General features: G+C 59.4%; 21 protein-coding genes. 11 read left to right on the forward strand and 10 right to left on the reverse strand.

Going from position 1 to position 25341, the window contains the following annotated elements:
• Positions 1–141 precede the first annotated feature (141 nt).
• Entirely contained in the window at positions 142–1332 is a 1191-nt protein-coding gene (gene metK / locus GBC55_RS02970; RefSeq protein ID WP_162436151.1) for a methionine adenosyltransferase, read from the reverse strand.
• An 18-nt stretch (positions 1333–1350) separates the two neighbouring features.
• The gene (locus GBC55_RS02975; protein WP_162436152.1) at positions 1351–2346 is read right to left on the reverse strand and encodes a metalloregulator ArsR/SmtB family transcription factor; all 996 of its coding nucleotides are present in this window, start codon (positions 2344–2346) and stop codon (positions 1351–1353) included.
• 260 nt (positions 2347–2606) lie between these two features.
• Here GBC55_RS02975 and tkt point away from each other — a divergent pair, with 260 nt between their 5' ends.
• The 7 genes from tkt to GBC55_RS03010 all read left to right on the forward strand — a co-directional run bounded on the left by tkt (position 2607) and on the right by GBC55_RS03010 (position 9555).
• Positions 2607–4604: a transketolase gene (gene tkt, locus GBC55_RS02980; RefSeq protein WP_162436153.1), complete on the forward strand. Its 1998-nt coding sequence runs from the start codon at positions 2607–2609 to the stop codon at positions 4602–4604.
• 224 nt (positions 4605–4828) lie between these two features.
• Positions 4829–5893: an erythrose-4-phosphate dehydrogenase gene (epd, locus tag GBC55_RS02985; protein WP_162436154.1), complete on the forward strand. Its 1065-nt coding sequence runs from the start codon at positions 4829–4831 to the stop codon at positions 5891–5893.
• 17 nt (positions 5894–5910) lie between these two features.
• Positions 5911–7074, forward strand: coding sequence for a phosphoglycerate kinase (locus GBC55_RS02990; RefSeq protein WP_162436155.1), 1164 nt, complete (start codon positions 5911–5913; stop codon positions 7072–7074).
• A gap of 34 nt (positions 7075–7108) precedes the next feature.
• On the forward strand, positions 7109–7330 hold the full coding sequence (locus GBC55_RS02995; protein ID WP_162436156.1) for a hypothetical protein: 222 nt from the start codon (positions 7109–7111) through the stop codon (positions 7328–7330).
• Between the two features lie 56 nt (positions 7331–7386).
• The gene (locus GBC55_RS03000) at positions 7387–7719 is read left to right on the forward strand and encodes an MliC family protein (RefSeq protein ID WP_162436157.1); all 333 of its coding nucleotides are present in this window, start codon (positions 7387–7389) and stop codon (positions 7717–7719) included.
• A gap of 254 nt (positions 7720–7973) precedes the next feature.
• Positions 7974–9038: a class II fructose-bisphosphate aldolase gene (gene fba, locus GBC55_RS03005; RefSeq protein ID WP_046045276.1), complete on the forward strand. Its 1065-nt coding sequence runs from the start codon at positions 7974–7976 to the stop codon at positions 9036–9038.
• A 283-nt stretch (positions 9039–9321) separates the two neighbouring features.
• On the forward strand, positions 9322–9555 hold the full coding sequence (locus GBC55_RS03010) for a ubiquitin-like protein (protein ID WP_162436158.1): 234 nt from the start codon (positions 9322–9324) through the stop codon (positions 9553–9555).
• A gap of 195 nt (positions 9556–9750) precedes the next feature.
• On the opposite strand, the gene GBC55_RS03015 is transcribed toward GBC55_RS03010, so the two are convergent.
• Positions 9751–10419 (reverse strand): polysaccharide lyase family 7 protein, encoded by a 669-nt coding sequence (locus GBC55_RS03015; protein ID WP_162436159.1) that lies wholly within the window; start codon positions 10417–10419, stop codon positions 9751–9753.
• A 323-nt stretch (positions 10420–10742) separates the two neighbouring features.
• On the opposite strand from GBC55_RS03015, the gene GBC55_RS03020 reads away from it, so the two are divergent.
• From GBC55_RS03020 to GBC55_RS03030, 3 genes are read left to right on the forward strand one after another with little or no spacing between them, the layout of a single operon-like run.
• Positions 10743–12866, forward strand: a complete 2124-nt coding sequence (locus GBC55_RS03020; protein WP_162436160.1) for an EAL domain-containing protein — start codon at positions 10743–10745, stop codon at positions 12864–12866.
• Between the two features lie 46 nt (positions 12867–12912).
• Complete coding sequence (locus GBC55_RS03025) at positions 12913–13419, forward strand: M48 family metallopeptidase (protein WP_162436295.1); 507 nt, start codon at positions 12913–12915, stop codon at positions 13417–13419.
• Positions 13420–13472: 53 nt separating this feature from the next.
• Positions 13473–13769, forward strand: coding sequence for a winged helix-turn-helix domain-containing protein (locus GBC55_RS03030; protein WP_162436161.1), 297 nt, complete (start codon positions 13473–13475; stop codon positions 13767–13769).
• A 93-nt stretch (positions 13770–13862) separates the two neighbouring features.
• On the opposite strand, the gene GBC55_RS03035 is transcribed toward GBC55_RS03030, so the two are convergent.
• Positions 13863–14315, reverse strand: coding sequence for a GNAT family N-acetyltransferase (locus GBC55_RS03035; protein WP_162436162.1), 453 nt, complete (start codon positions 14313–14315; stop codon positions 13863–13865).
• Between the two features lie 167 nt (positions 14316–14482).
• Between GBC55_RS03035 and GBC55_RS03040 the strand changes: the two genes are divergently transcribed.
• A complete protein-coding gene (locus GBC55_RS03040) occupies positions 14483–15220 on the forward strand; it encodes a transporter substrate-binding domain-containing protein (protein WP_162436163.1) in 738 nt (245 codons plus the stop codon).
• Positions 15221–15384: 164 nt separating this feature from the next.
• On the opposite strand, the gene yccS is transcribed toward GBC55_RS03040, so the two are convergent.
• The 6 genes from yccS to GBC55_RS03070 form a co-directional block, all read right to left on the reverse strand.
• The gene (yccS, locus tag GBC55_RS03045) at positions 15385–17568 is read right to left on the reverse strand and encodes a YccS family putative transporter (RefSeq protein WP_162436164.1); all 2184 of its coding nucleotides are present in this window, start codon (positions 17566–17568) and stop codon (positions 15385–15387) included.
• A 249-nt stretch (positions 17569–17817) separates the two neighbouring features.
• The gene (locus tag GBC55_RS03050; protein ID WP_162436165.1) at positions 17818–18996 is read right to left on the reverse strand and encodes an NAD(P)/FAD-dependent oxidoreductase; all 1179 of its coding nucleotides are present in this window, start codon (positions 18994–18996) and stop codon (positions 17818–17820) included.
• A gap of 147 nt (positions 18997–19143) precedes the next feature.
• Complete coding sequence (gene dbpA, locus GBC55_RS03055) at positions 19144–20481, reverse strand: ATP-dependent RNA helicase DbpA (RefSeq protein WP_235992769.1); 1338 nt, start codon at positions 20479–20481, stop codon at positions 19144–19146.
• Positions 20482–20735: 254 nt separating this feature from the next.
• Positions 20736–22163, reverse strand: coding sequence for a multidrug transporter subunit MdtD (mdtD, locus tag GBC55_RS03060; protein WP_162436167.1), 1428 nt, complete (start codon positions 22161–22163; stop codon positions 20736–20738).
• 224 nt (positions 22164–22387) lie between these two features.
• Positions 22388–23725: a TldD/PmbA family protein gene (locus GBC55_RS03065; protein ID WP_162436168.1), complete on the reverse strand. Its 1338-nt coding sequence runs from the start codon at positions 23723–23725 to the stop codon at positions 22388–22390.
• Positions 23725–25167: a TldD/PmbA family protein gene (locus tag GBC55_RS03070; protein WP_162436169.1), complete on the reverse strand. Its 1443-nt coding sequence runs from the start codon at positions 25165–25167 to the stop codon at positions 23725–23727. Before GBC55_RS03070 ends, GBC55_RS03065 begins: the two co-directional genes overlap by 1 nt.
• Positions 25168–25341: the final 174 nt, after the last annotated feature.

The following is a 25341-nucleotide window of genomic DNA, read 5'->3' on the forward strand; positions in this document are numbered from 1 at the left end:
CGGCAGCTCCTACAGAGTCTCGCTTGCAACTGTAGGAGCTGCCGAAGGCTCGGGCCGCGTTCGGACGATCTTTTGATTTTCATACAATAAAAAGCCCCGCACGGCGAACCGTGCAGGGCTTTTGGTACCGCCGGGGAAGTTTTACAGACCGGCAGCAGCGCGCAGAGACTCGGCGCGATCGGTTTTTTCCCAGGTGAACGTGGTGAACGTATCGTCGCCCACGGTCTTGGTTTGCGGCGTGCGACCGAAGTGGCCGTAGGCAGCAGTTTCCTGGTACATCGGGTGCAGCAGGTCGAGCATGGTGGTGATTGCGTAAGGACGCAGGTCGAACACTTCACGGACCAGGTTGATGATTTTTTCATCGCTGATCTTGCCGGTGCCGAAGGTGTTCAACGAGATCGACGTCGGCTGGGCAACACCGATCGCGTAGGAAACCTGAATCTCGCAACGCTCGGCCAGGCCGGCTGCGACGATGTTCTTGGCCACGTAACGACCGGCGTAGGCTGCCGAACGGTCAACCTTCGATGGATCTTTACCGGAGAACGCACCGCCACCGTGACGGGCCATGCCGCCGTAAGTGTCGACGATGATCTTGCGACCGGTCAGGCCGCAGTCGCCCACCGGGCCACCGATGATGAACTGACCTGTCGGGTTGATGTGGAACTGAGTGTCCTTGTGCAGCAGTTCGGCAGGCAGCACGTGCTTGACGATCAGCTCCATCACGCCTTCGCGCAGGTCTTTGTAAGACACTTCCGGGTTGTGCTGGGTCGACAGAACAACGGCGTCGATACCGACAACCTTGCCGTTTTCGTAACGGCAGGTGACCTGGGACTTGGCGTCCGGACGCAGCCAAGGCAACAGCCCGGATTTGCGCGCATCGGCCTGACGCTGCACCAACTGGTGAGAGAAGGTGATCGGCGCTGGCATCAGCACGTCGGTTTCGTTGCTGGCGTAGCCGAACATCAAACCCTGGTCGCCGGCGCCCTGATCTTCTGGCTTGGCACGGTCGACACCCTGGTTGATGTCAGGTGACTGCTTGCCGATGATGTTCATCACGCCGCAAGTCGCACCGTCGAAGCCAACATCGGAGCTGGTGTAGCCGATGTCGGTGATCACGTCACGGACGATCTGCTCCAGGTCAACCCAGGCCGAAGTGGTGACTTCGCCGGCGATGATCGCCACACCCGTTTTCACCAGAGTCTCGCACGCCACACGGGCGAACTTGTCTTCAGCAATGATTGCGTCCAGCACCGCGTCAGAAATCTGATCGGCGATTTTGTCCGGATGCCCTTCAGACACGGACTCGGAGGTGAAGAGGGAGTATTCGCTCATCTCGATGTTTTCCTGAATTTACCGATGGTGAGTGTCGCCAGGCGGTCGCTGAAAATGGCGGACCTGAATCTGGAAACCATTACGTAAGCCTACATAGAGGCTTTCCCCGGGAACGAGTCCCGCAGCGGTGGCCCAACGGGCCAGATCGTCCTGTTCAAACCCCAGCCAGAGATCACCGCAGGCCTCCTTGGCCCAACTCTGGTTGTGGCTACATAACTCTGTTACTAGCAGGCTTCCGCCCGGTTTCAGCAAGCCGGCCATGTGCTTGAGCGCATCAGCCGGCGCGGCAAAATGGTGCAGCACCATGTTCAGTACAACGCAGTCGGCCTGGAGGCTGACGCCGTTCAATGCATCGGCCAGCTGCAGGCTGACGTTAGCCAACGACTCGCGCTCGCACACCTGGCGCGCCAGTTCGAGCATTGCCGGGCTGTTATCCAGCGCTGTGACCTGCGTAAAGCGGCGCGCCAGTTCCGGCAGGAAAGCACCGTCACCGGGGCCGACTTCAATAGCCGTGGCGCCTTCGTTGAAACTCAACTTGTCGAGCAGGGCCACCACGCTTTCGCGGTACTGCGGCAGGCCGGCAATCAAGTCTTGCTGGGCGCGAAACTTCTCCGCAACCCGTGAAAAAAAGTCCTGGCTGGCTGCCGCTCGTTGGCCATGAACCTGGGTAATTCGCGAGCGAACGTCCGCAGGCAGGGTCAGGTCGTCGACCTCTTCGAGCAAGGCGGTGTGCAGCTTGCCGCCCGGCAGGTCGGTGTGGGGCAGGGCGCGACGGTAGAAGATCGCATTGCCTTCACGGCGAGTCGCCACCAGCCCGGCCTGGGACAACACCTTGAGGTGATGGCTCATGCCCGATTGGCCCATACCGAAGATCTGCGCCAGTTCCAGTACGCCAAACGAATCGTTGGCCAGCGCGCGCAATACATTCAGGCGCAGAGGATCACCGGCGGCCTTGCAGAGGGCCGACAGATCGTCGCAATCGTCATGTCGAATGGAAGGCGCGCGTAAATTCATAAGGCCGGCAGTCTAGTCACGGGTCGAAAACACCGCAAGGGCAATATCAAAAAGTTTTGATATTGCTCGATAGATGGCACTTCTGCGTGCCTGGTCCACTCTACAAACGAGCAGCGGAAAGGTTTCACCAACCGAAACCACCGCTATCCATGGGAAAAACGTCCCCGGATGACTATCTGTCATTGCCCCGAGGCCGGTCGGTGAGGGAAAATGCTCGCCTTTTTTCCGATTCGTTTTAATCAATCCCCAGGAGAACAGCGATGCCCAGCCGTCGTGAGCGTGCCAACGCCATTCGTGCCCTCAGCATGGATGCCGTGCAAAAAGCCAACAGCGGCCATCCCGGTGCCCCTATGGGTATGGCGGATATCGCCGAAGTACTTTGGCGTGACTTCCTGAAGCACAACCCGAGCAATCCATCGTTCGCCGACCGTGACCGCTTCGTGCTGTCCAACGGTCACGGCTCGATGTTGATCTACTCGCTGCTGCACCTGACCGGCTATGACCTGTCGATCGATGACCTGAAAAACTTCCGCCAGCTGCACAGCCGTACGCCGGGTCACCCGGAATTCGGCTACACCCCGGGCGTTGAAACCACCACCGGTCCACTGGGCCAAGGCCTGGCTAACGCCGTTGGTTTCGCCCTGGCAGAAAAAGTGCTGGCGGCGCAGTTCAACCGTCCTGGCCACAACGTCGTTGACCACCACACCTACGTGTTCCTGGGTGATGGCTGCATGATGGAAGGCATTTCCCACGAAGTGGGTTCCCTGGCCGGTACCCTGGGCCTGGGCAAACTGATCGCTTTCTACGACGACAACGGCATCTCCATCGACGGCGAAGTCGAGGGCTGGTTCACCGACGACACGCCGAAGCGTTTCGAAGCCTACAACTGGCAGGTGATCCGCAACGTCGACGGTCACGACCCTGAAGAAATCAAGACCGCCATCGAGACTGCACGCAAAAGCGAGCAACCGACGCTGATCTGCTGCAAGACCACCATCGGTTTCGGTTCGCCGAACAAGCAGGGCAAAGAAGACTGCCACGGCGCCCCGCTGGGTGACGCGGAAATCGCGCTGACCCGCACAGCGCTGAACTGGAACCACGGTCCGTTCGAAATCCCGGCTGACATCTACGCCGAGTGGGACGCCAAGGAAGCAGGCCTCGCGGCTGAAGCCGAGTGGGATCAGCGTTTCGCGGCCTACTCCGCTGCTTTCCCTGAGCTGGCCAACGAACTGGTCCGTCGTCTGAGCGGCGAACTGCCGGCTGACTTCGCTGAAAAAGCATCGGCCTACATCGCTGAAGTCGCGGCCAAGGGCGAGACCATCGCCAGCCGTAAAGCCAGCCAGAACGCACTGAATGCCTATGGCCCGCTGTTGCCTGAACTGCTGGGCGGCTCCGCTGACCTGGCCGGTTCCAACCTGACCCTGTGGAAAGGTTGCAAGGGCGTTTCGGCTGAAGACGCCAGCGGCAACTACATGTACTACGGCGTTCGCGAATTCGGCATGAGCGCGATCATGAACGGCGTGTCCCTGCACGGCGGTCTGGTGCCTTACGGCGCGACTTTCCTGATGTTCATGGAATACGCACGCAACGCAGTTCGCATGGCGTCGCTGATGAAGAAACGCGTGGTGTTCGTCTACACCCACGACTCCATCGGTCTGGGCGAAGACGGCCCGACTCACCAGCCGGTCGAGCAATTGACCAGCCTGCGCAGCACGCCGAACCTCGACACCTGGCGTCCAGCCGATGCCGTTGAATCGGCCGTTTGCTGGAAACTAGCTCTGGAACGCAAGGACGGCCCTTCGGCGCTGATCTTCTCGCGTCAGAACCTGCAGCACCAGGAGCGTGACGCCGGCCAGATCGCCGACATCGCCCGTGGCGGTTACGTGTTGAAGGACTGCGAGGGCGAGCCTGAGCTGATCCTGATCTCCACCGGTTCCGAGGTCGGCCTGACCGTTCAGGCTTACGACAAACTGACCGAACAAGGTCGTAAGGTTCGTGTTGTTTCGATGCCTTGCACCACCGTGTTCGATGCTCAGGACGCCGGTTACAAGCAAGCAGTTCTGCCGTTGCAGGTCAGCGCCCGTATCGCCATCGAGGCCGCCCACGCGGACTACTGGTACAAGTACGTGGGCCTGGAAGGTCGCGTCATCGGCATGACCACCTACGGCGAGTCGGCGCCTGCGCCTGCCTTGTTCGAAGAGTTCGGCTTCACCCTGGAAAACATCCTGGGTCAGGCTGAAGAGCTGCTGGAAGACTAAAACACGGACGTGGCAGTCATGTTTTCATGCCTGCCGCGATCCCTGTAGCAGCTGCCGAAGGCTGCGTCCGGCCGCGAAGCGGTCGTAAACCCGACACCGCGTACCTTCAACTGAAGCGCGGTGCCAAATTTACGACCGCTTCGCGGCCGGACGCAGGCTGCGCCAGCTGCTACAGGTCCGGGTTGGTATAAAAATTCGTCTGGCTGCGTATTATCGAGAACCCCATGCCCCAACCGCGTCCCTACAAAGTTGCACTCAACGGCTACGGCCGGATTGGTCGTTGCGTCTTGCGTGCGTTGTTCGAGCGTGGCGAAAAGGCCGGGTTTGAAATTGTTGCGATCAACGATCTGGCCGACATGGCCAGCATCGAATACCTGACACGCTTCGACTCCACTCACGGGCGTTTCCCCGGTGAAGTGAAGGTCGACGGCGATTGTCTGCATATTAATGGCGTCTGCGTGAAGGTCCTGCGCAGCGCCACCCCCGAAGGCATCGATTGGGCGTCGCTGGACGTCGATCTGGTGCTGGAATGCTCCGGCGCTTACCACACCCGTGAAGACGGCCAGCGTTTCCTCAACGCCGGCGCGCCAAGGGTGCTGTTTTCCCAGCCGATGGCCAGCGAGGCCGATGTCGACGCCACCATCGTCTACGGCGTGAACCAGGATTGCCTGACCGGCGACGAGCTGCTCGTGTCCAACGCGTCCTGCACTACTAATTGCGGTGTGCCGCTGCTGCGCTTGCTGGATAAGGCCATTGGCCTGGATTACGTGTCGATCACCACCATCCACTCGGCAATGAACGACCAGCCTGTGATCGACGCCTATCACCACGAGGACCTGCGCCGCACCCGTTCGGCGTTCCAGTCGGTGATTCCGGTGTCCACTGGTCTGGCACGTGGCATCGAACGCCTGTTACCGGAACTTGCCGGGAGAATTCAGGCCAAAGCCGTGCGGGTGCCGACGGTGAATGTGTCCTGCCTCGACATTACGATGCAGACCGCCACCGCGACGGACGCCACCGAGATCAACCGGATTTTGCGCGAGGCTGCCACCAGCGGCCCGCTCAAAGGCTTGCTGGCCTATACCGAGTTGCCGCACGCCAGCTGTGATTTCAACCATGACCCTCATTCGGCGATCGTCGATGCCAGTCAGACCCGGGTTTCCGGGCCCAAGCTTGTGAATATCCTGGCCTGGTTCGACAACGAATGGGGTTTTGCCAACCGAATGCTGGACGTTGCAGAGCACTATCTGCAAACAGCTTCTCCACTCTCTGCTTCTCAAAAGCCGTAACTCAGGAAATGCGACCCATGACCGTGTTGAAGATGACCGACCTCGATCTGCAAGGTAAACGCGTACTGATTCGCGAAGACCTCAACGTCCCAGTCAAGGACGGTGTTGTCACCAGCGATGCGCGAATCCTGGCCTCGCTGCCGACCATCAAGCTGGCCCTGGAAAAAGGCGCGGCCGTGATGGTCTGCTCGCACCTTGGCCGTCCGACTGAAGGCGAGTTCTCGGCCGAGAACAGCCTCAAGCCAGTGGCTGAGTACCTGAGCAAGGCCTTGGGCCGCGAAGTGCCACTGGTGGCTGATTACCTGGGTGGCGTCGACGTGAAAGCCGGCGACATCGTGCTGTTCGAAAACGTGCGCTTCAACAAAGGCGAGAAAAAGAACGCTGACGACCTGGCCCAGCAATACGCTGCCCTGTGCGACGTGTTCGTGATGGACGCCTTCGGCACTGCTCACCGCGCCGAGGGTTCGACCCATGGCGTGGCCAAGTTCGCCAAAGTCGCTGCGGCGGGTCCGCTGCTGGCTGCAGAGCTGGACGCATTGGGTAAAGCCCTCGGCGCTCCGGCCCAGCCTATGGCCGCCATTGTTGCCGGCTCCAAGGTATCGACCAAGCTCGACGTACTGAACAGCCTGAGCCAGATCTGCAATCAGCTGATTGTCGGTGGCGGCATCGCCAACACCTTCCTCGCTGCTGCCGGTCACCCGGTCGGCAAGTCGTTGTACGAGCCGGACCTGCTGGACACCGCGCGCGAAATCGCCGCCAAGGTCAGCGTGCCATTGCCGGTCGACGTTGTTGTTGCCAAGGAATTCGCTGAAAGCGCGACCGCGACCGTCAAGCTGATCGCTGATGTGGCCGCAGATGACATGATCCTGGACATCGGTCCGCAGACCGCGGCGAATTTCGCCGAGCTGCTGAAGTCGTCCAAGACCATCCTGTGGAACGGCCCGGTAGGCGTGTTCGAATTCGACCAGTTCGGTAACGGCACCAAAGTGCTGGCCCAGGCCATCGCAGAAAGCTCGGCGTTCTCCATCGCTGGCGGCGGCGACACCCTGGCAGCCATCGATAAATATGGCGTTGCCGATCAGATCTCCTACATTTCTACCGGTGGCGGCGCATTCCTCGAATTCGTCGAAGGCAAAGTGCTGCCGGCCGTTGAAGTCCTGGAAAGTCGGGCCAAGGCCTGAGGCGGTTCATTTGACCAGGAAAGGGAGTGTTCACATGGTCAAGACGTTAGCGCTGTTGATCGTCGCGGGTTCACTGGCAGCTTGCGGGAGTAACCCGAAAGCCACCCCGGAACCTGCTCCGTCCGAGGTGGAGAAAGGCTGCTACCAGGCTGACTGGCAGGCCGAAACCAACCCGGTGATCAACAAGCGTTCCGGGCCTGATGGCCTGGACAAATACGAGACACAGACCCCCGCCAAGGAGCGTGGTTGCCCTTGACGGGTCTGACTCATTACTCAAGGCCGGCGGCGTGCGCCGTTGGTCGAGGAACATGGATGAAAGGTTTTATCGCCGTCATGGCGCTGGCTCTGCTGGCAGGTTGCTCGAATTTCAACCTGTTCGACAGTTCAGCCCCAGCGGACAACTGGACCACCTGGACCTGCGACAGCCAGGCCAAAGTGGTATGGCGCTATGCTGATGCTGCACGCGAGGAAGTCGATGTGCGGCTTGGCGGCGCCGACCAGGTCTATCGTCTCAAGCAGGAACCCGGCGCGTCGGGTTCGCTGTACAGCAACGACATGCTGGCGTTTCACATCAAAGGTGAGGAAGGCCTGGTTTACTGGGTCGCCACCAATGATTTGATTGGGCGCGGTTGTAAAGCGCAGTAGTACCCAGAGCCGACACCAAACCTGTGGGAGCCGAGCTTGCTCGCGATGAGGCCGGCACTTTCAATGCATGTGCTGGCAGTTAAACCGCCATCGCGAGCAAGCTCGGCTCCCACAGGGAATCGATGGTTCTCAAGATTTTTGTATTACCGAATTCGCAGCCCGGGCCAACCCCCGATCTGCAATAACTTGAATAGCCGCCGCCGCTACGGCAGGCTGGCACGATTAACGACCCTAAACCGGGAGAGACACACACAATGGCACTTATCAGCATGCGCCAGATGTTGGACCACGCAGCCGAGTTCGGCTACGGCGTTCCAGCCTTCAACGTCAACAACCTTGAGCAGATGCGCGCCATCATGGAAGCCGCTGACAAGACTGACTCCCCGGTGATCGTCCAGGCTTCGGCCGGTGCTCGCAAATACGCTGGCGCGCCGTTCCTGCGTCACCTGATCCTGGCGGCCATCGAAGAATTCCCGCACATCCCGGTGTGCATGCACCAGGACCACGGCACCAGCCCTGACGTCTGCCAGCGCTCCATCCAGCTGGGCTTCAGCTCGGTCATGATGGACGGTTCCCTGGGCGAAGACGGCAAGACGCCGACCGACTACGACTACAACATCCGCGTGACTCAACAAACCGTAGCCCTGGCTCACGCCTGCGGTGTTTCGGTAGAAGGCGAGCTGGGCTGCCTGGGTTCGCTGGAAACCGGTATGGCCGGTGAAGAAGACGGCATCGGTGCAGAAGGCGTGCTTGATCACAGCCAGATGCTGACCGACCCGGAAGAAGCCGCTGACTTCGTCAAGCGCACTCAAGTCGATGCCCTGGCCATCGCCATCGGCACCAGCCACGGCGCCTACAAGTTCACCAAGCCGCCTACCGGCGACGTGCTGGCGATCGACCGCATCAAGGAAATCCACAAGCGCATTCCGAACACTCACCTGGTCATGCACGGTTCGTCTTCGGTGCCTCAGGACTGGCTGGCGATCATCAACCAGTACGGCGGCGACATCAAAGAAACCTACGGCGTACCGGTTGAAGAAATCGTCGAAGGCATCAAGCACGGCGTGCGCAAGGTCAACATCGACACCGACCTGCGCCTGGCGTCCACCGGTGCGATGCGTCGCCTGATGGCCACCAATCCGAGCGAGTTCGACCCACGTAAATTCTTTGGCGCCACCGTCACTGCAATGCGTGATGTATGTATCGCTCGTTACGAAGCTTTCGGTACCGCAGGCAACGCTTCGAAGATCAAGCCGATCTCCCTGGAAGCGATGTATCAGCGTTACCTCAAAGGTGAGTTGAACGCCAAGGTCAACTAAGCCTTAAGCGTCAATCAGCACCCACAAAAAACCCGCAGCGATGCGGGTTTTTTATGCTTAAAAATTAATGTTCAGTTTTTTGTCCTTTAAGAATTTTACGTTTACTTAATTTTTTGAATGAGCGCTTCTCAACTAGCCGTAGTGATAGCTGTAAGAATTTAAGTTTGTCTTTTGTAATAGCGCATATAACAAAGTCGTCTAAAAGACTGTTACATTTGACAGGTTATTTCCTGTCTGTTTAACGCTACTTTCATGACTGAAAATTATACTTCAGGAGTAATGTATGCAAATTACAGTTAAGCTATGCCTGAGCGGTAGGTCAGTAACGCTTGAGGTTGCGCCATCTGACTCAATCGAATATGTAAAAGCAAAGTTTCAAGACAAAGAGGGAGTTCCTCCAGATCAACAACGTTTGGTTTTTGACGGAAAGCAGCTGGAGGACGGGCGTTCGTTGTCTGATTACAATATTCAGGCGGATTCGACAATAGATATGACATATCGTCCTAAAGCAAGTTGATGTTGGTGATATAAATATTTGGCGATGCGCAAAAATGCACGCTTTGTAACTGTGTGGAACAAGTTTTCATTCGGGAGGCGAAAACGCTTGCTTTTTCAGGAAGAGATTTAATTGTCGCAGCCGCGTCAATTCCTACAGGTGTATACGATTCAAAGTAGGAACTGCCGAAGGCTGCTATCTTTTCAAACGTAAAAGCTACTTGTCGTGATCAATATCCAGCTTGCTGAACGTCACCTTCCCGCCTTCGCTGGTGTATCCGGTGTGATCCTGAACATACACCCCAGCCTTGAAATACAGCGGCTTGTCTCGCCAGGTCTTGCTGATATCGGTGTCCCATTGATAGCCCGCAGCACTAATGCCTAACGAACCGCCGGGACTCAGGTGAATCAGGTAGGAGAATTGCTGATCCAGCTTCACCCCGGTAGCGATAGTGATGACTCGACCTTCACCGTCGTCGGGGCGCATGCGCACCTTGGCGACGATGTTGCCTGACTGCGTGCTGGTCTTGTACTGATACTCGACCTTCACCATCGGCTTCTGGCTTTGATAGGCATGAATCTGACCGATAACGATCTTGCCCGAGCTCGGCACCTGATTCACCGCCAACGTGGCACGCAGGGAGTTGTCGGCGTCCGGGTAAAGCCAGTTGCGCAGGGTGCCGTTGCTGTAGGTTTCGCGAAGCTCAGTGCGAGGATATTTCGCGTTTTCAGTTTTGGAACCAGTCACCGGTGACCAGAAAAACAAGGTGCCGGTATCGGAATGGAAGTATTGATCCTTGAACCCCTTCACCAGTTTTGCAGTTTCAACGGTGTAGGGCGGGTTGCCGACGGGAACGCTGAGGTTCCAGGTTGCGAGATCGATCATAGACAAAAGCTTCCACAAATTTTGCTGCACGCACGTGCCAGAAGCTCTAGCACGCGCCTTAGAGGGCGGTCTTTATAAGCGTAGAAGGCAACATTGTTAACGTCGAACTGACAGATGGATGACGTCAAAATCCTGTTAAAAGGCCATCTTCCCCGGTTTTAGCGGCCTGTAGGCGCGACCGTTAGTCGGCGAATTAACGCTTTCGTAGAATGATGGCGCTCTGACAGCTACTGCTTTCCTGGATCCAGGTCTAGAGTGATGGCTTGGTAATTGTCCGGTTTTTACCCAAAACCGGCCTGACTCCCCGAACAAAGAGAAGCAGCATGGAATGCGGGCAACTTACGCCAGGTGAAGGCAACCCTATCCTGTTAATCGTTGACGATTACCCTGAGAACCTCGTCAGCATGCGTGCTTTGCTGGAGCGCCAGGACTGGCAAGTAATGACCGCGCTTTCGGGTTTCGAAGCCCTCAGCCTATTGCTCGAACACGATGTGGACCTGGTGCTGCTGGACGTGCAGATGCCCGGCATGGACGGTTTTGAAGTCGCACGTCTGATGCGCGGCAGCCAACGTACTCGCCTGACGCCGATTATTTTCCTTACCGCCAACGAACAGTCCCAGGAAGCCGTGATCAAGGGTTACGCCAGCGGCGCGGTGGATTACCTGTTCAAGCCGTTCGACCCGCAAATCCTCAAGCCCAAAGTGCAGGCGCTGCTGGAACACCAGCGTAATCGTCGCGATTTGCAACGCCTCAGCCACGATCTGGAAGTAGCGCGCGCCTTCAACGCCTCGGTACTGGAAAACGCCGCCGAAGGCATTCTGGTGGTTGGCGAGGATGGCCTGATCCAGTTTGCCAATCCGGCCATGTCACGGATGCTCAGCGCCACGGTGCAAGAGCTGCAAGGCAAGGAATTTCTGGATTTCCTGCAAAAACCGCACATCCCGATCTGGGCCGATTCCGAGTGGCTGGCGGGTTACAAGCGCGGTGAGACTTTGCGCCTGCACGACGCACTGCTGCGTACCGCACCCAATCAGCAGGTTCCTGTCGCGCTGTCCTGCGCGCCGTTGCCGGCCGAGCAGCACGCCATGGTCGTGACGGTGCTGGACATGTCGGTGGTGCGTCATCTTCATAAGCAACTGGAGTTCCAGGCTGTCACCGACCCGTTGACCGGACTGCTCAACCGGCGCGGGTTTTATCAAACAGTGGAAAACCTGTTGTTGCGCGGCGAACGAACCGACGGGGCCTGGGTGCTGTTGTACCTGGATCTGGACGGCTTCAAGCGGGTCAACGACTCACTCGGGCATGATGCTGGCGACCGGGTGCTGCGCTGGGTCTCCGAGCAATTGAAAGGCTCGCTGCGTCCCCTGGATGTACTTGCGCGTATGGGGGGCGACGAGTTTACGGCGTTGCTCGACCTGGATTTTCCCGAGCAGGCGGCGAAGATTGCCGAAAAACTCATCGATCGAGTCTCGGCCTGTCAGCAAATCGAAGGCCTGGACATCGCGCTGGGCGCCAGCATTGGCATCGCCACCTTCCCGGACTGCGGTTCCAATCTGGATGGTTTGCTGCGAGCGGCGGACATCGCCATGTACGAAGCCAAACGCGCCGGGCGTCAGCAGTATCGTTTCTACGACCATGACATGAATGGCCGCGCCCGCTCGCGATTGATGCTGGAAGAGAGCGTTCGCGACGCCATCGAGAATCGTGATTTCAATCTGGTGTACCAGCCGCAGGTGTCCATCGCCGACGGGCACCTTCGCGGCTTCGAAGCCCTGCTGCGCTGGCAGCATCCGAGCGTCGGCGATGTCCCGCCCGGGTTGTTTCTACCCTTGCTGGAAGAAGCGCAACTGATCAGCCGTCTCGGCAGCTGGATTTATCAGCACGGAGCAGGGCAGCGCAAGGCGTGGGAAACCGTATTTGCTTCGGATCTGGTGTTGGGCGTCAGTTTGAGCAGCACTCAGTTCGGCATGCCCCATCTGGTCACCGAATTGCGCCAGGTGCTGGAGCGCCATGGTTTGCAGCCGCGCTATCTGGAAGTCGAGGTGACCGAAGAGGCGTTGGCGCAAAACCCTGAGGAAACCCGCAAGCAACTGTGGTTGCTGCGCAATCTCGGGGTGCGGGTGGCGTTGGATGATTTTGGGTCTGGCGCATGCTCGCTGTCTTACTTGCGCGACCTGGAACTGGATACGCTGAAAATCGATCGGCACTTGATTGCGCGGTTGCCGCACTCCTCGCGGGATGCGGCGCTGGTGCGAAACGTCATCGACCTGTGCAAGCAATACGGGTTGCTGATCGTTGCCGAGGGCGTCGAGACCGTTGCGCAATATGAATGGCTGCAAGCCCATGGTTGCGAGTACGTGCAAGGATTTCTGGTGGCACGACCGATGATCGCCGAGGAAGTCACCGACTTCGTGCAGCCGTTTGACTGGAACGCGCTGAGCCTCTGAATTCGCTACACTGACGACCTTTTCGTGATTGACGTTGCCCGCCCCGATGACCGCGTTGAAATACCTCCAGGCCTATCCCGCAGCGTTGCAGGACCAAGTACGCCAACTGATCAGCGAAGGTCGGCTGGGCGATTACCTGAGCCAGCGTTACCCCGAGAAGCACGGGGTACAGAGCGACAAGGCGCTGTACACCTACGCGCTGGACCTCAAGCAGGAATACCTGCGTAACGCGCCGGCCATCGATAAAGTGCTGTTCGACAATCGCCTGGACCTGACCCACCGCGCCCTCGGCCTGCACACCACCATTTCCCGGGTGCAAGGTGGCAAGCTCAAGGCGAAGAAAGAAATTCGTGTGGCCTCGCTGTTCAAGGAGGCACCCGCCGAGTTTCTGAAAATGATCGTGGTGCATGAACTGGCGCATTTCAAAGAGTCGGATCACAACAAGGCGTTCTACAAGCTGTGCGAACACATGTTGCCGGGGTATCACCAGGTGGAGTTCGATCTGCGGGTGTACCTGACGTGGCGGGATATGCCAGCGCCCACGGGCGCGTAGGAGCTGTCGCAGGCTGCGATCTTTTGATCTTCCAATGAATGCGGGGCAAATGGATGGACGTTAGCAAGACCAAAACCAGTTTCTACCGCCGGCTATACGTGGCTTACCTGATCGACAGTGGGCTGGCCAGCAGCGTTCCCGCATTGACCGAGGTCACCGGCATGCCCCGGCGCACGGCGCAGGACACGATTGCTGCGCTGGCGGACCTGGACATCGTGTGCGAGTTCGAACAGGAAGAGGGCGCGCGCAATCATGCCGGGCGCTATCGGATACGCGAGTGGGGAGCGATTGATCGCGGCTGGATCGAGCGTAATTTGCGGCAGGTGAAAGCCGTGCTCGAATACCCCTGAATTTGCAGTGTCAGGTCTGACGCCATCGCGAGCAGGCTCACTCCCACATTGGAATGCATCCCTGCAGGAGTGAGCCTGCTCGCGATAGGGCCCTCAAGGGCGACGCATCCCGATATGCGCAATTCCGTCTTCCATGTATTCCTCGCCCGCGACGACAAACCCGTACCGCCCGTAATACCCCTGCAAATGCGCCTGGGCTGACAAATAGATCGGCACATCCGGCCAGCGCTTCGCAGCCTGTTTGAGCGCCTGGGCCATCAACTCATGCCCGAGCCCGGTTCCGCGTGCCTGAGGGGCAATGATCACCCGGCCTATCACCACGTCACCGCCCTGAAGCTCCGGGTCGAGCAAGCGCAGGTACGCCACCAGACGATCCTCCTCCCAAGCCATCAAATGGCAGGTGTCGCCTTCCAGGTCCTGGCCATCGATGTCCTGATACACACACTTCTGTTCAACGACGAAGACCTCCGCCCGCAGTTGCAGAATGGCGTACAGCTGCTCTTTGCCCAAATCGCTGTGGTGTTTGCACACCCAATCAATAGTCATGTCCACATTCCTTGATCAACGTCGCCCGATACTAAGCTCCCTGATGAAAGATGTCTTTATGGCGGTCGAATCTGTGACAAAGGCCAAAATGCCATCATTCATTTCGCGCGGGATTGTTTTCTTTGTGTAATCTTCGATGACAGTCCGCCCGCCAAGGATTTTCCAGCATGCCGCGAGTGCATCGAGCCTTTGCTTTGATTGGATTGCTGTTGCTGACTCAGAGCGCGGTGGCGGAAAAGTTGCGACTGGTCGCCGATGCCTGGCCTCCGTTTACGGATGCCACGTTGATTAACGGCGGTCTGGCCACGGACATCGTCAGCACCGCATTGGCCCGAGCCGGTTATGCCAGCGATTTCGAGCAAGTGCCTTGGGCGCGAGCCTTGCTCGGCATCGGCGAGGGACGTTACGACGTGCTGGTGAATGCCTGGTACAACCAGGAGCGCACCAAGATCGGTCAGTTTTCCGGCGAATACCTGCTTAACCGGGTGCGCTTTCTCAAACGCAAAGACGTGGCCATCGAGTACAACAATCTGCAGCAACTGCACACCTACCCGATTGCGGTTGTGCGCGGTTATGCCTATTCGGCGGCATTCGATGAGGATGCGTCGCTGCAGAAAGTCCCGGTTCACAACTTCGCCATGGCAGTGCGCATGGTCGCGGCCGACCGGGTCAAGTTGACCTTGGAGGACGAATTCGTCGCGCGCTATTACTTGTCCAGGGAATCTTCAAAAGTGCGCAACTCGGTGGAATTCCTGCCCAAACCACTGAGCGAGAACAGCCTGCACATACTGGTCAGCCTGAAGAATCCCAGGCATGAGCAGATCGTCGCGGGATTTGATCGCGAGATCGCGGCGATGAAGGCTGACGGAAGTTATGAGCGGTTGATGAAGCAGCATGGCATGTGAAATCGCGTACAGAAGTACCTGTAGCAGCTGCCGAAGGCTGCGTCCGCTCCGGGGTCGCGCTCGACCGAAGCGGTCGCTGTCCAGACGCTGTGATGCCCGCTTGAAAATCAGGGCCGCTTCGCGCCCCAACGCAGGCTTCGCCAGCTGCTACAGGAAGCTATCCATCACTGCGCGCTGGTGTCCTTGATCAGGTGCGCCGCCAACGTCCGCAATGGCCCAAGCTGCCGGCAGATCAACGCCAGCTGGGTCTGCACCAACCGCTGCCCTTCATCGATTTCATCCGGCATCTGCTCAAGCTCGTTAGCCAGTGCCTCTTCCTCATCGCTCTGAATCGCGATCGGCGTTTTGCTCGCCAGGCCTTGGGCGATCTCGTCAATGCTGGCGGCCAGTTTCACCCCGGCCCCCTCAATCAGATGCTCTCGAACATCCGCTGGCAGCTGCGTCTCACGGTGTGCACCCAGCCCTGACAAATAACTGAGCAAGGTGTGCGACAGCACCAGGAAACGAAAGCCCACGTCCGCCTCCTTACGGAAATGGCCCGGCTCCATGAGCATGTTGGCCAGCGTTGTCGACAGGGCTGCGTCGGCGTTGTGGGCGTTGCGTCGGGCCAGGCGATAGGCGAGGTCGTCGCTTTTGCCGGCGGCGTATTGCTGCATGATCTGGCGCAAGTAAATGCTGTTGCACGTCAGGGTGTTCGCCAGCACTTTGTTCAAGCGCCGTCCCTGCCAGTCCGGCAGGAACAGGAACACCGCCAGGCCGGCAATCAGGCTGCCGAGCAAGGTATCGAACAACCTTGGCAGAAACAGCCCGTAGCCGTCGCCCACCTGGTTGAAGCAGAACAGCACCATCAGGGTGATCGCGGCGGTTGCCAGGGTGTAGCGGGTGGTACGGTTGATAAAGAATACCACCCCGGCGGCAATGGCGAAGCACGACTGAACCAGGGGGTTCGGGAACAGATCGAACAGCGCCCAGGCCACCGTCAGGCCGATGGCGGTGCCGATGATCCGCTGGCCGAGTTTGCGTCGCGTTGCACCGTAGTTCGGTTGGCAGACAAACAGTGTGGTGAGGATGATCCAGTAGCCCTGGGACGGGTGAATCAAATGCACCATGCCGTAGCCGATGCTCAGCGCGAGGGGCAATCGCAGGGCGTGGCGGAACAGCAAAGAGGTCGGTGTCAGCTGCGTGCGCAGGCGAATCCACACATCCTTGAGGCTGCGGGGCGAGCGGTCGAGCAAGCTGCTGTCGGTGGCGTCTGCCAGGGCATCCGGGTTGCTGGCATCGCTGAGCAGGCGGTCGAGGGTGCCCAGGTTCGCCGCCAATGCCCGCAACGAACGCAACAGGCCACGCCAGGCCGGATTGCTCTGGCCGCGCAAGTGTTCCAGGGAGGCGTCCAGGTCGCTCAGTGCTTCGGCGAAGCTGGCGTCGTAGATGAACGGTTGACGCATCTGGATCGATTCGGCCAGTGCTCGACAGGCTTTGCCCTGTTGGCGCAGCAGGCGCTGACATCGGAACAGCACGTCACTGTGGAAGAAGGCCTCGGCGAGCGCGTTGTAAGGATAGTGCGAGGAGCTGGCGCGTTCGTGGATGTCCTGAGCGAGGAAGTACAGCTTCAGGTAGCGACTGACTTTCGAACCCGGTCGACCATTGCCGACCCGGTGCAAAATGATTTCCTTGGCGGCGTTCAGTGCGGCGACCACGCGCCCATTCTGTTGGGCCAGTTCCAGGCGGCGCGCTTCAACGTCCATCTGACGGATCGGCTCGAACAGCGATGATTTCAGCTTCAGGTAAAACCCCAACTCCCGAAACAACCGCGCCAGGCTCTGTTGCACTGGCTGGTTGGAAAACATCGCCTGCCACAACACCGACAGCAAGCCGTACCAGGCGGCACCGGCGACCAGCAGCAGCGGCTCGTGCCAAAAGTCAGTGACCGCACCACCGCGCTGGTCCACGCCGATCATCGTGTAGACCGACAGGATCAGTGTCGCCGAGGCTATCGCACCGTAGCGCTCGCCCAGGGCGCCGAGCATGGTCAGGCCGAAGCTCGCCAGTGCCAGGGCGATGACGAAGACGATGGGGTAGGGGAACAGCAATTCGACGGAGAGCGCGGCGACGCTGAAGCACACCAGCGTCACGGCCAACGCGTTGAGGCGGCCTTGCCAACTGTCGTCGGTCTCGGCCAGTGCGCTGGCGATGATCCCCAGGAACAGCGGGATCAGCAGCCCCATTTCATCCTGATACCAACACAGCGCCATGCTGCCGGTCAGGGCGATGAACACCCGCACGCTGTAGCTGAATTTATCCAGCGCCCAGAGGCGACGCAGAGACTGATGAAGTGGGGTCGATGACATGAAGTGCGAAGGCCTTCCGAGGCAATGCCGCTAAATTGAGCCAGTAATGACGTCGACGCAATGGCGTCGATCACATCTGGCAGCAAAATTTGTTCCTTTAAAGCTCCACGCCCGTCTCAAATTTTCAGACTGGCAAAGAAACCTGTGGGAGCTGGCTTGCCAGCGATGAGGCCGGTACATCCAACATCCTTGTTGACTGTCAGGCCGCCATCGCTGGCAAGCCAGCTCCCACAGGGATTGTATTATTGGTTAGACGTACTGCGCGGCCGCGTAACCCGAGGCCCAGGCCCATTGGAAATTGAAACCGCCCAGGTGCCCGGTCACATCGAGCACTTCACCGATGAAATACAAACCAGGGCTTTTCAGCGATTCCATGGTCTTGGATGACACTTCATGGGTATCAACGCCCCCCAGTGTCACTTCGGCGGTGCGGTAGCCTTCGGTGCCTGCGGGTACGACTTTCCAGCTCGCCAGTTTTTCGGCGATGTCGGCGATTTCCGCATGGGTGTACTGCTTCATCGGTTTCGAGACGAACCAGTTGTCCGCCAGCAGGTTGGCCATTTTCTTGGTGAAGATCTCACCCAGCAGGGTTTTCAACTCGCTGTTCGGGCGCTCGGCCTGTTGCTGTTGCAGCCAGCCAGGCACGTCGTGATCGGGCATCAGATTGATTTCTACGGTGTCACCCGATTCCCAGAACGAAGAGATCTGCAAAATCGCCGGTCCACTCAGGCCGCGGTGGGTGAACAGGATGTTCTCGCGGAAACTCTGCTCGTTGCAGCTCACCAGGCAATCCACCGACGTACCGGACAGCTCGGTGCACAGCTCTTTGAGTTGATCGGTGATAGTGAATGGCACCAGACCTGCGCGGGTCGGCAACAGATCGTGGCCGAACTGCTTCGCCACCTGGTAACCAAAGCCGGTAGCGCCCAAGGTCGGAATCGACAGGCCGCCCGTGGCGATCACCAGGGACTCACAGCTGATCTGGCCCAGCGTGGTGTCCAGCAGGTAACCGTTTACGAGCTTCTCGATCGTCTGGATCGAGGTGTCCAGGTGGAGGCTGACGCCGACCTGATTGCACTCATCGAGCAGCATCTCGAGGATGTCACTGGATTTGTTATCGCAGAACAGTTGGCCGAGCTTTTTCTCGTGATAAGGCACGCCGTGTTTGGCGACCATCCCGATGAAATCCCATTGGGTGTATCGGGCCAGTGCTGATTTGCAGAAGTGTTCATTCTGCGAGAGAAAATTGCCCGGTTCGGTGTACATGTTGGTGAAATTGCAGCGTCCACCGCCGGACATCAGGATTTTCTTGCCGGCCTTGTTCGCATGGTCGAGCAACATCACCTTGCGCCCGCGCCCGGCGGCGGTCAGCGCACACATCAACCCTGCGGCGCCAGCGCCAATGATCACGACTTCGGTAGAGCGCAAAACGGTGTCCTCACACAATGGCTGAGCTGGAATGCAATCAAATGTGGGAGCTGGCTTGCCTGCGATGGCATCGACTCGGTCTGTCAGTCAGACCGAGTCGATGCCATCGCGGGCAAGCCCGGCTCCCACAAGGGCAAGCGACGTTCTTTAGAGAATACGAACGCGCAACGAACGGCCTTTGATCTTGCCGTCGTTCAGGCGCTGCAAGGCTTGCTTGGCGATGCCACGTTCAACCGCCACATACGCCTGGAAGTCGAAAATCGCGATCTTGCCAACCTGGGCGCCCGGAATACCGGCATCGCCTGTCAGTGCGCCGAGGATATCGCCCGGACGAACCTTGTCTTTACGGCCTGCGCCAATCACCAGCGTGCTCATCACCGGCAGCAGCGGTGCGCCGCCCTGGGATTTGAGGTTGTCCAACTGGTCCCAGCTCAGCGGCGACTTCTGCAGTTGCTCGATGGCCTGGGCGCGATGCGCTTCGGACGGAGCAACCAGACTGATCGCAATACCTTTCTCACCGGCGCGGCCCGTACGGCCAACACGGTGAATGTGGATTTCCGAATCGCGGGCCAGTTCGACGTTGATCACCATGTCCAGCGCATCGATGTCCAGACCGCGCGCGGCGACGTCAGTGGCCACCAGTACCGAGGTACTGCGGTTGGCGAACATTGCCAACACCTGGTCTCGGTCACGCTGCTCCAGATCGCCATGCAGGCCGACGGCAGAGATGCCTTTGGAGGTCAGGTGATCAACCGTTTCCTGCACTTGCTGCTTGGTAAAGCAGAATGCAACGCAAGTGGCAGGGCGATGGTGCGCGAGGACTTTGACCACGGCGTCCATGCGCTCTTCCGGGGAGATTTCGTAGAAGCGCTGCTCAATCTGCGTGTCGTCGTGGAACGCCTCGGCCTTCACGATTTGCGGGTTGCGCATGAACTTCGACGCCAGTTGCTTGATGCCTACCGGGTACGTGGCGGAGAACAGCAGGGTCTGGCGGCGCTCGGGGCACTGGGCAATGATTTCTTCGATGGAATCGTAGAAACCCATGTCGAGCATGCGGTCGGCTTCGTCGAGGATCAGCGTGTTCAGGCCGTGAAGAATCAGCGAACCCTTGCGCAGGTGCTGCTGGATACGACCCGGGGTGCCGACGATGATGTGCGCGCCGTGCTCCAGCGAACCGATCTGCGGCCCGAATGCAACGCCGCCGCACAGGGTCAGTACCTTGATGTTGTCTTCGGCACGGGCCAGACGACGGATTTCCTTGGCGACCTGGTCGGCGAGCTCACGAGTCGGGCAAATGACCAGTGCCTGGCAACCGAAGAAGCGCGGATTGATCGGATTCAGCAGGCCGACACCGAAGGCGGCGGTCTTGCCGCTACCGGTCTTGGCCTGAGCGATCAGGTCCATTCCCTTGAGGATCACCGGCAAGCTTTGCGCCTGGATCGGCGTCATCTGGGCATAACCGAGGGAGTCGAGGTTAGCCAGCATGGCGGCGGACAGCGGCAAAGTATTAAAAGCGGTGGCGATGGTGGTCACGGGACTGGCCTGCAAAACAAAATGTCGCGCAGTGTATCAGTCCCATGGCCTTTAGCCCGCAGTTTCCGGACGAGAAGTCGTAGAAGCCCGAGACCTAACCCTGTAGCAGCTGCCGAGGTACGAGGCTGCGTTGGGCTGCGAAGCGGCCCCCGAGGGCGGTCCTGCGGACACGCAACGCAGCCTCGTGCCTCGGCAGCTGCTACAGGTCAGTGTTCGATGTCGTGTTCGCGGTTAACTGCCCGTCTCCCATCGTTCGGCGAAAGCTGCGAGAAGATCGTCGCAGCCAGCATCGCCATGATTCCGACCGTCACAAAGGTCAGCTGGAATGCGCCCAGTACAGTGTCCACCCCGTCATTACCCACCTCTGCCGTAAACCCACCGAGCAGCGCACCTGCACACGCAACACCCAGGCTCAGGGACAACTGCGCGACCACCGACAGCAAGCTGTTGCCGCTGCTGGCGCTGGCGTCATCGAGGTCGATCAGGGTCACGGTGTTCATTGCCGTGAACTGCAACGAGTTGATCGCCCCGAGAACCGCCAGCATCCCCAGCAGCAGCCAGTACGGCGTCTGCTCGCTGACCAGGCCCATGCTCGCCAGCATCGCGCCCAGTGCCAGCGTGTTGCCGGTCAGTACGATGCGATAGCCCAACCGTTCAATCAGCGGCCGTGCCACCGACTTGGCAACCATCGCCGCAGCGGCCAGCGGTAGCATGCTCATCCCCGCTTGAGAAGGCGAGTAACCCAGTGCCACTTGCAGCAGCAATGGCACGAGAAACGGCAGTGCGCCGCTGCCCAGTCGGGCGAACAGGTTGCCGAGGATGCCCACGGCGAAGGTCCGAGTCTTGAACAGCGACGGCGCGAACAGCGGGTTGTCGATGCGTCCGGCCCGTAACCAATACGCGGCGAGGCAGGCCATGCCGCCGAACAGCAACAGCATCACGCGCAAGTGCGGCAAGTGCAGTTCGCCCAGGCCTTCCATGGCGACGGTGATCAGTACCATCGCAGCGCCAAACAGCAGGAAGCCGAGGCTATCGAAACGGGTGCGTTCAGTGCCGCGCAGGTCGGGGATGAATTTCCAAACGGCGTAGCAACCGACAGCGCCCACGGGCAGGTTGATCAGAAAGATCCAGTGCCAGGTCAGGTATTCCACCATCCAGCCGCCCATCGTCGGGCCGATCAATGGACCGAGCAATCCGGGAATGGTGATGAAGCCCATGATCCGCACCAGCTCGGAACGCGGGTAGGCCCGCAGCACCACGAGGCGCCCGACCGGCAACATCAACGCACCGCCCAGGCCCTGAATCACCCGAGCGCCGATCAGCATGCTCAGGCTGCTCGACAGGGCGCAGAGCAATGAGCCAAAGCTGAACAGGAGAATGGCGCCGAAGAATATCTTTTTGGTGCCGAAGCGGTCGGCGATCCAGCCCGAGGCAGGGATGAGCAAGGCGACGGTGAGCATGTAGGCGATGATCACGCCCTGCATGCGCAGCGGATCTTCCGCCAGATCGCGAGCCATGGCCGGCAGGGCCGTGTTGAGGATGGTCCCGTCGAGGGACTGCATGAAGAACGCGATGGCGACAACCCACGGCAACCAGCGGGCGGTGACGGCGTCGAGAGGTGGGCGGTTGGGCATGGGGCCTCTTGTGGGTTGGAGTGGCTGCAAGGTCATGGCTGACGCTGTGGCGAGGGGATCCTGTGGCGAGGGGATTTATCCCCGTTGGGCTGCGCAGCGGCCCCCAAAATCGGAAAACGCGGCACAGCAGATAAACCGTGTTGGCCGGCTTTACGACTGCTTCGCAGCCGAACGGGGATGAATCCCCTCGCCACAGGGTCTCCCATGGCGTTGGGATGCTGTGTTTACAGCGTTAGAGTAAGCCGGCTGATCAACGCCCCCGGCAACAGCGCCGAATCCGTCGCCCGCTGACTGTAGGTGCTGGCCGACAGCAGGAGTTCCCTTTCCTGAGTCAACGCTTCCAGCTGCGATCCCAGCAAGCTGTACGCACTGTCATCAAAACGCATGGTGCTGACCGGCGCCTGGATTTCGCCGTTCTCGACCCAGAATGTCGCGAACCGGGTCATGCCCGTCATGCGCGCACCCGGCTGGTCCGAGTAGTTCAGATACCACAAGTTACTGATGTACAGACCGGTGCCCAGTTGCTTGAGAATGTCCGCATTCGGCAAGGTTCCGGCCGCCATGTTCAGTGCGCCGGGCGACTCACCGCCGCCGGCGCCATTGGCGGTCAGACCATATTCGGCGGCGCTGCGAGAACTCACCAATTGATCGCCGGCCTGACCATCAGTAATCAGCTTCAGGTCACTGCGTGGATAGCCTTCACCCGAAAACGCCGGGCTTAACGAACCACTGACTTTCTCGTCCAGCGACACCAGCGGGCTGAAGGCCTGATCTCCAGCGTAGAGCTTCTGCAACGGGCTGCTCTTGCTGGCGATCGACTGCGCCGAGAACCCGCCCCAGCTCAGCATGCCCATGATTTCTTCCAGCGCGGCCGGGGCCAGATACGCGCGGTACTGACCGGGTGCCAACGTGCGCAATGGGCGACCGAGAAATTCCAACTGCTCGCGGGCCTGCTGGAAACGCTTGGCGAACCCGTCGCTGCTCCAGTCGTGCCCGGCGTAGCTGGCTTTCACTGCCTGGCCGTTTTCATGGAACAGGCTGAAATCGAAGTTGAAACTGTTGGCCTGATGCCACCCGAACGCGCCCGCAGAACTGGCAAACCCGCGACTGATCGGGCCTGCGGCGTAGAAACCAACCAGGTCCAGGCCTTCAGCAGCCTGGGTGATTTCAGCGACCACCTGCTCGGTGTCGGGTAACGGATGATCCTGCACGTTCTTGCTCTGCCAGCCGTTGAAGTTGAGCAGCAGGTAGGGATCTTTCGGCAGCAGCGGCAACGTCTCGCGCAACTGTTGCAGCCCTTCGGCGAGACGCTGCAGGTCAACCTGCGCATCACCCGACAGCGTGATGTCGAGGTCCGCATGGCGACCTTCGTTGATCAACTTGAAGCCGATACTCGCCTGCTGCACCTGGCCGGCCTGGCGCACTTTGGCGTGGTTGAAACGCACAAAGGCAGAAGACTCGGCGGCGTAGCTGAGAGTGAATTGTTCCGGCTCGCGAATGGCATCGCGCAACCAGTTGACCAAGGCTTTGAACGACTCGGCCTGGTTTTTAGACAAACTCATCAGGCGTCTCCTCCAAACACATCCACATGGCTGAACACACACGCGGGCGAAGCATGACCGACGCGGATGACCTGATTCGGCTCGCCCTTGCCGCAGTTCGGTGTGCCCAGGACCTTGAAGGTGCTGGCATCGCCGACGGCGCTCAGGCTTTTCCAGAAGTGCGCGGAAATGGCCCGATAGTTGGGATTTTTCACCACGCCTTTGAGCTCGCCATTCTCGATCAACTGACCCCATTCACAGCCGAACTGGAACTTGTTGCGCGCATCGTCAATGGACCACGAACGGTTGGTGCTCATCAGGATGCCGTGCTCAATGTTGCCGATCAGCTGCGCCAGCGGTTGATCACCGGGCTCGATATTGAGGTTGGCCATGCGATCGATCGGTGGGCGGTTCCAGCCACAGGCACGGCTGTTGGCAACGCCGTCCATGTCGGCACGGAACTGCGAAAGGGCGCCGCCCAACGGACGCAGGAGCAGGCCTTCCTTGATCAGAAACTGCTTGCTGGCCGCCGTGCCATCGTCGTCATGACCGTAGCTGGCGAGCTGTTCGGGAATGTCCGGGTCGAACGTCACGTTGAGTAGCTTCGAGCCGTATTGCAGGTGGCCGAAGTCTTGCGCCTTGACGAAGCTGGTGCCGGCGTAATTGCGCTCATCGCCGAGGATGCGGTCCAGTTCCAGCGGGTGGCCGATGGACTCATGGATCTGCAGCATCATCTGGTCGGGCATCAACAGCAGGTCGCGCGGGCCTTGCGGGGTGTTCGGCGCGAGGAGCAACTGCAGTGCCTGATCGGCGACTTGCGGGCCGGCGCCCACCAGTCCACAGCGGCTGATCACATCGGCGCCACCCTGCTGGCCAAAGTTTTCGCGGCCGAGGCTGCGTGTCTGGCTGTCATTGCCGTCGTAGGCGGTCACGTCCAGGCCCGGGTAGACAAAGCGCTGGGCCTGGCGCAATTCGGCGCCTGCGCTGTTGAGGTAGATCTGCTCGACGTGCGTAATGCCCAGGCTCACCTGCCAGTTCACCAGACGGTCGTCCTTGGGCACGGCCGCGGATTCGGCGCCGAGCAACTGGTAGCAGTCGCTCAGGGACGGGAAAGGCTGGTCGAGGTTCGGCGAAAAATAATCGGCTCGGTCGCTGGAAACGGCTTGTTCACGAAGGTCCAGCAGCGCGTGAGGCTTGAGGTGCCGTGCCTGTAGCTCGGCTCTTTCGAGCGCGGCTTGCAGGCCTTGTTGCGACAGGTCATTGGTCGCGGCATAGGCTTCGACGCCATTAACCCGGACCGTCAGCATCGCACCTTCATCACGGCTCAGGCTCGGAGGTTCGGCGACGTTCTTGCGCACCGACAGGTACTGGCCGGACTCGCGCACATAACGCAGCGAAAAGAATTCAGCGCCCGTGCGCAAGGCAGCAAAGCGCTGCTTGAGCTGGGGGTGGAAATCGAACATTCGGAAACCTCCTTGGTATGGAGTGGCGATGCAGCGGTGTTGCGAAGGGGGGTGAAACGTTTGCGTGGCGCTAGATTAGGCCTGTGCGGGGGGTAGGATCAAGCTTGGAGAGGTGTAGGAAGAATTACGTCGTAAAGAGGGCGCGTGGGACAAGATGGCTGATTATTGACGTTC

The organism is Pseudomonas sp. TNT3 (assembly GCF_010095445.2).
Classification (GTDB): Bacteria; Pseudomonadota; Gammaproteobacteria; order Pseudomonadales; family Pseudomonadaceae; genus Aquipseudomonas.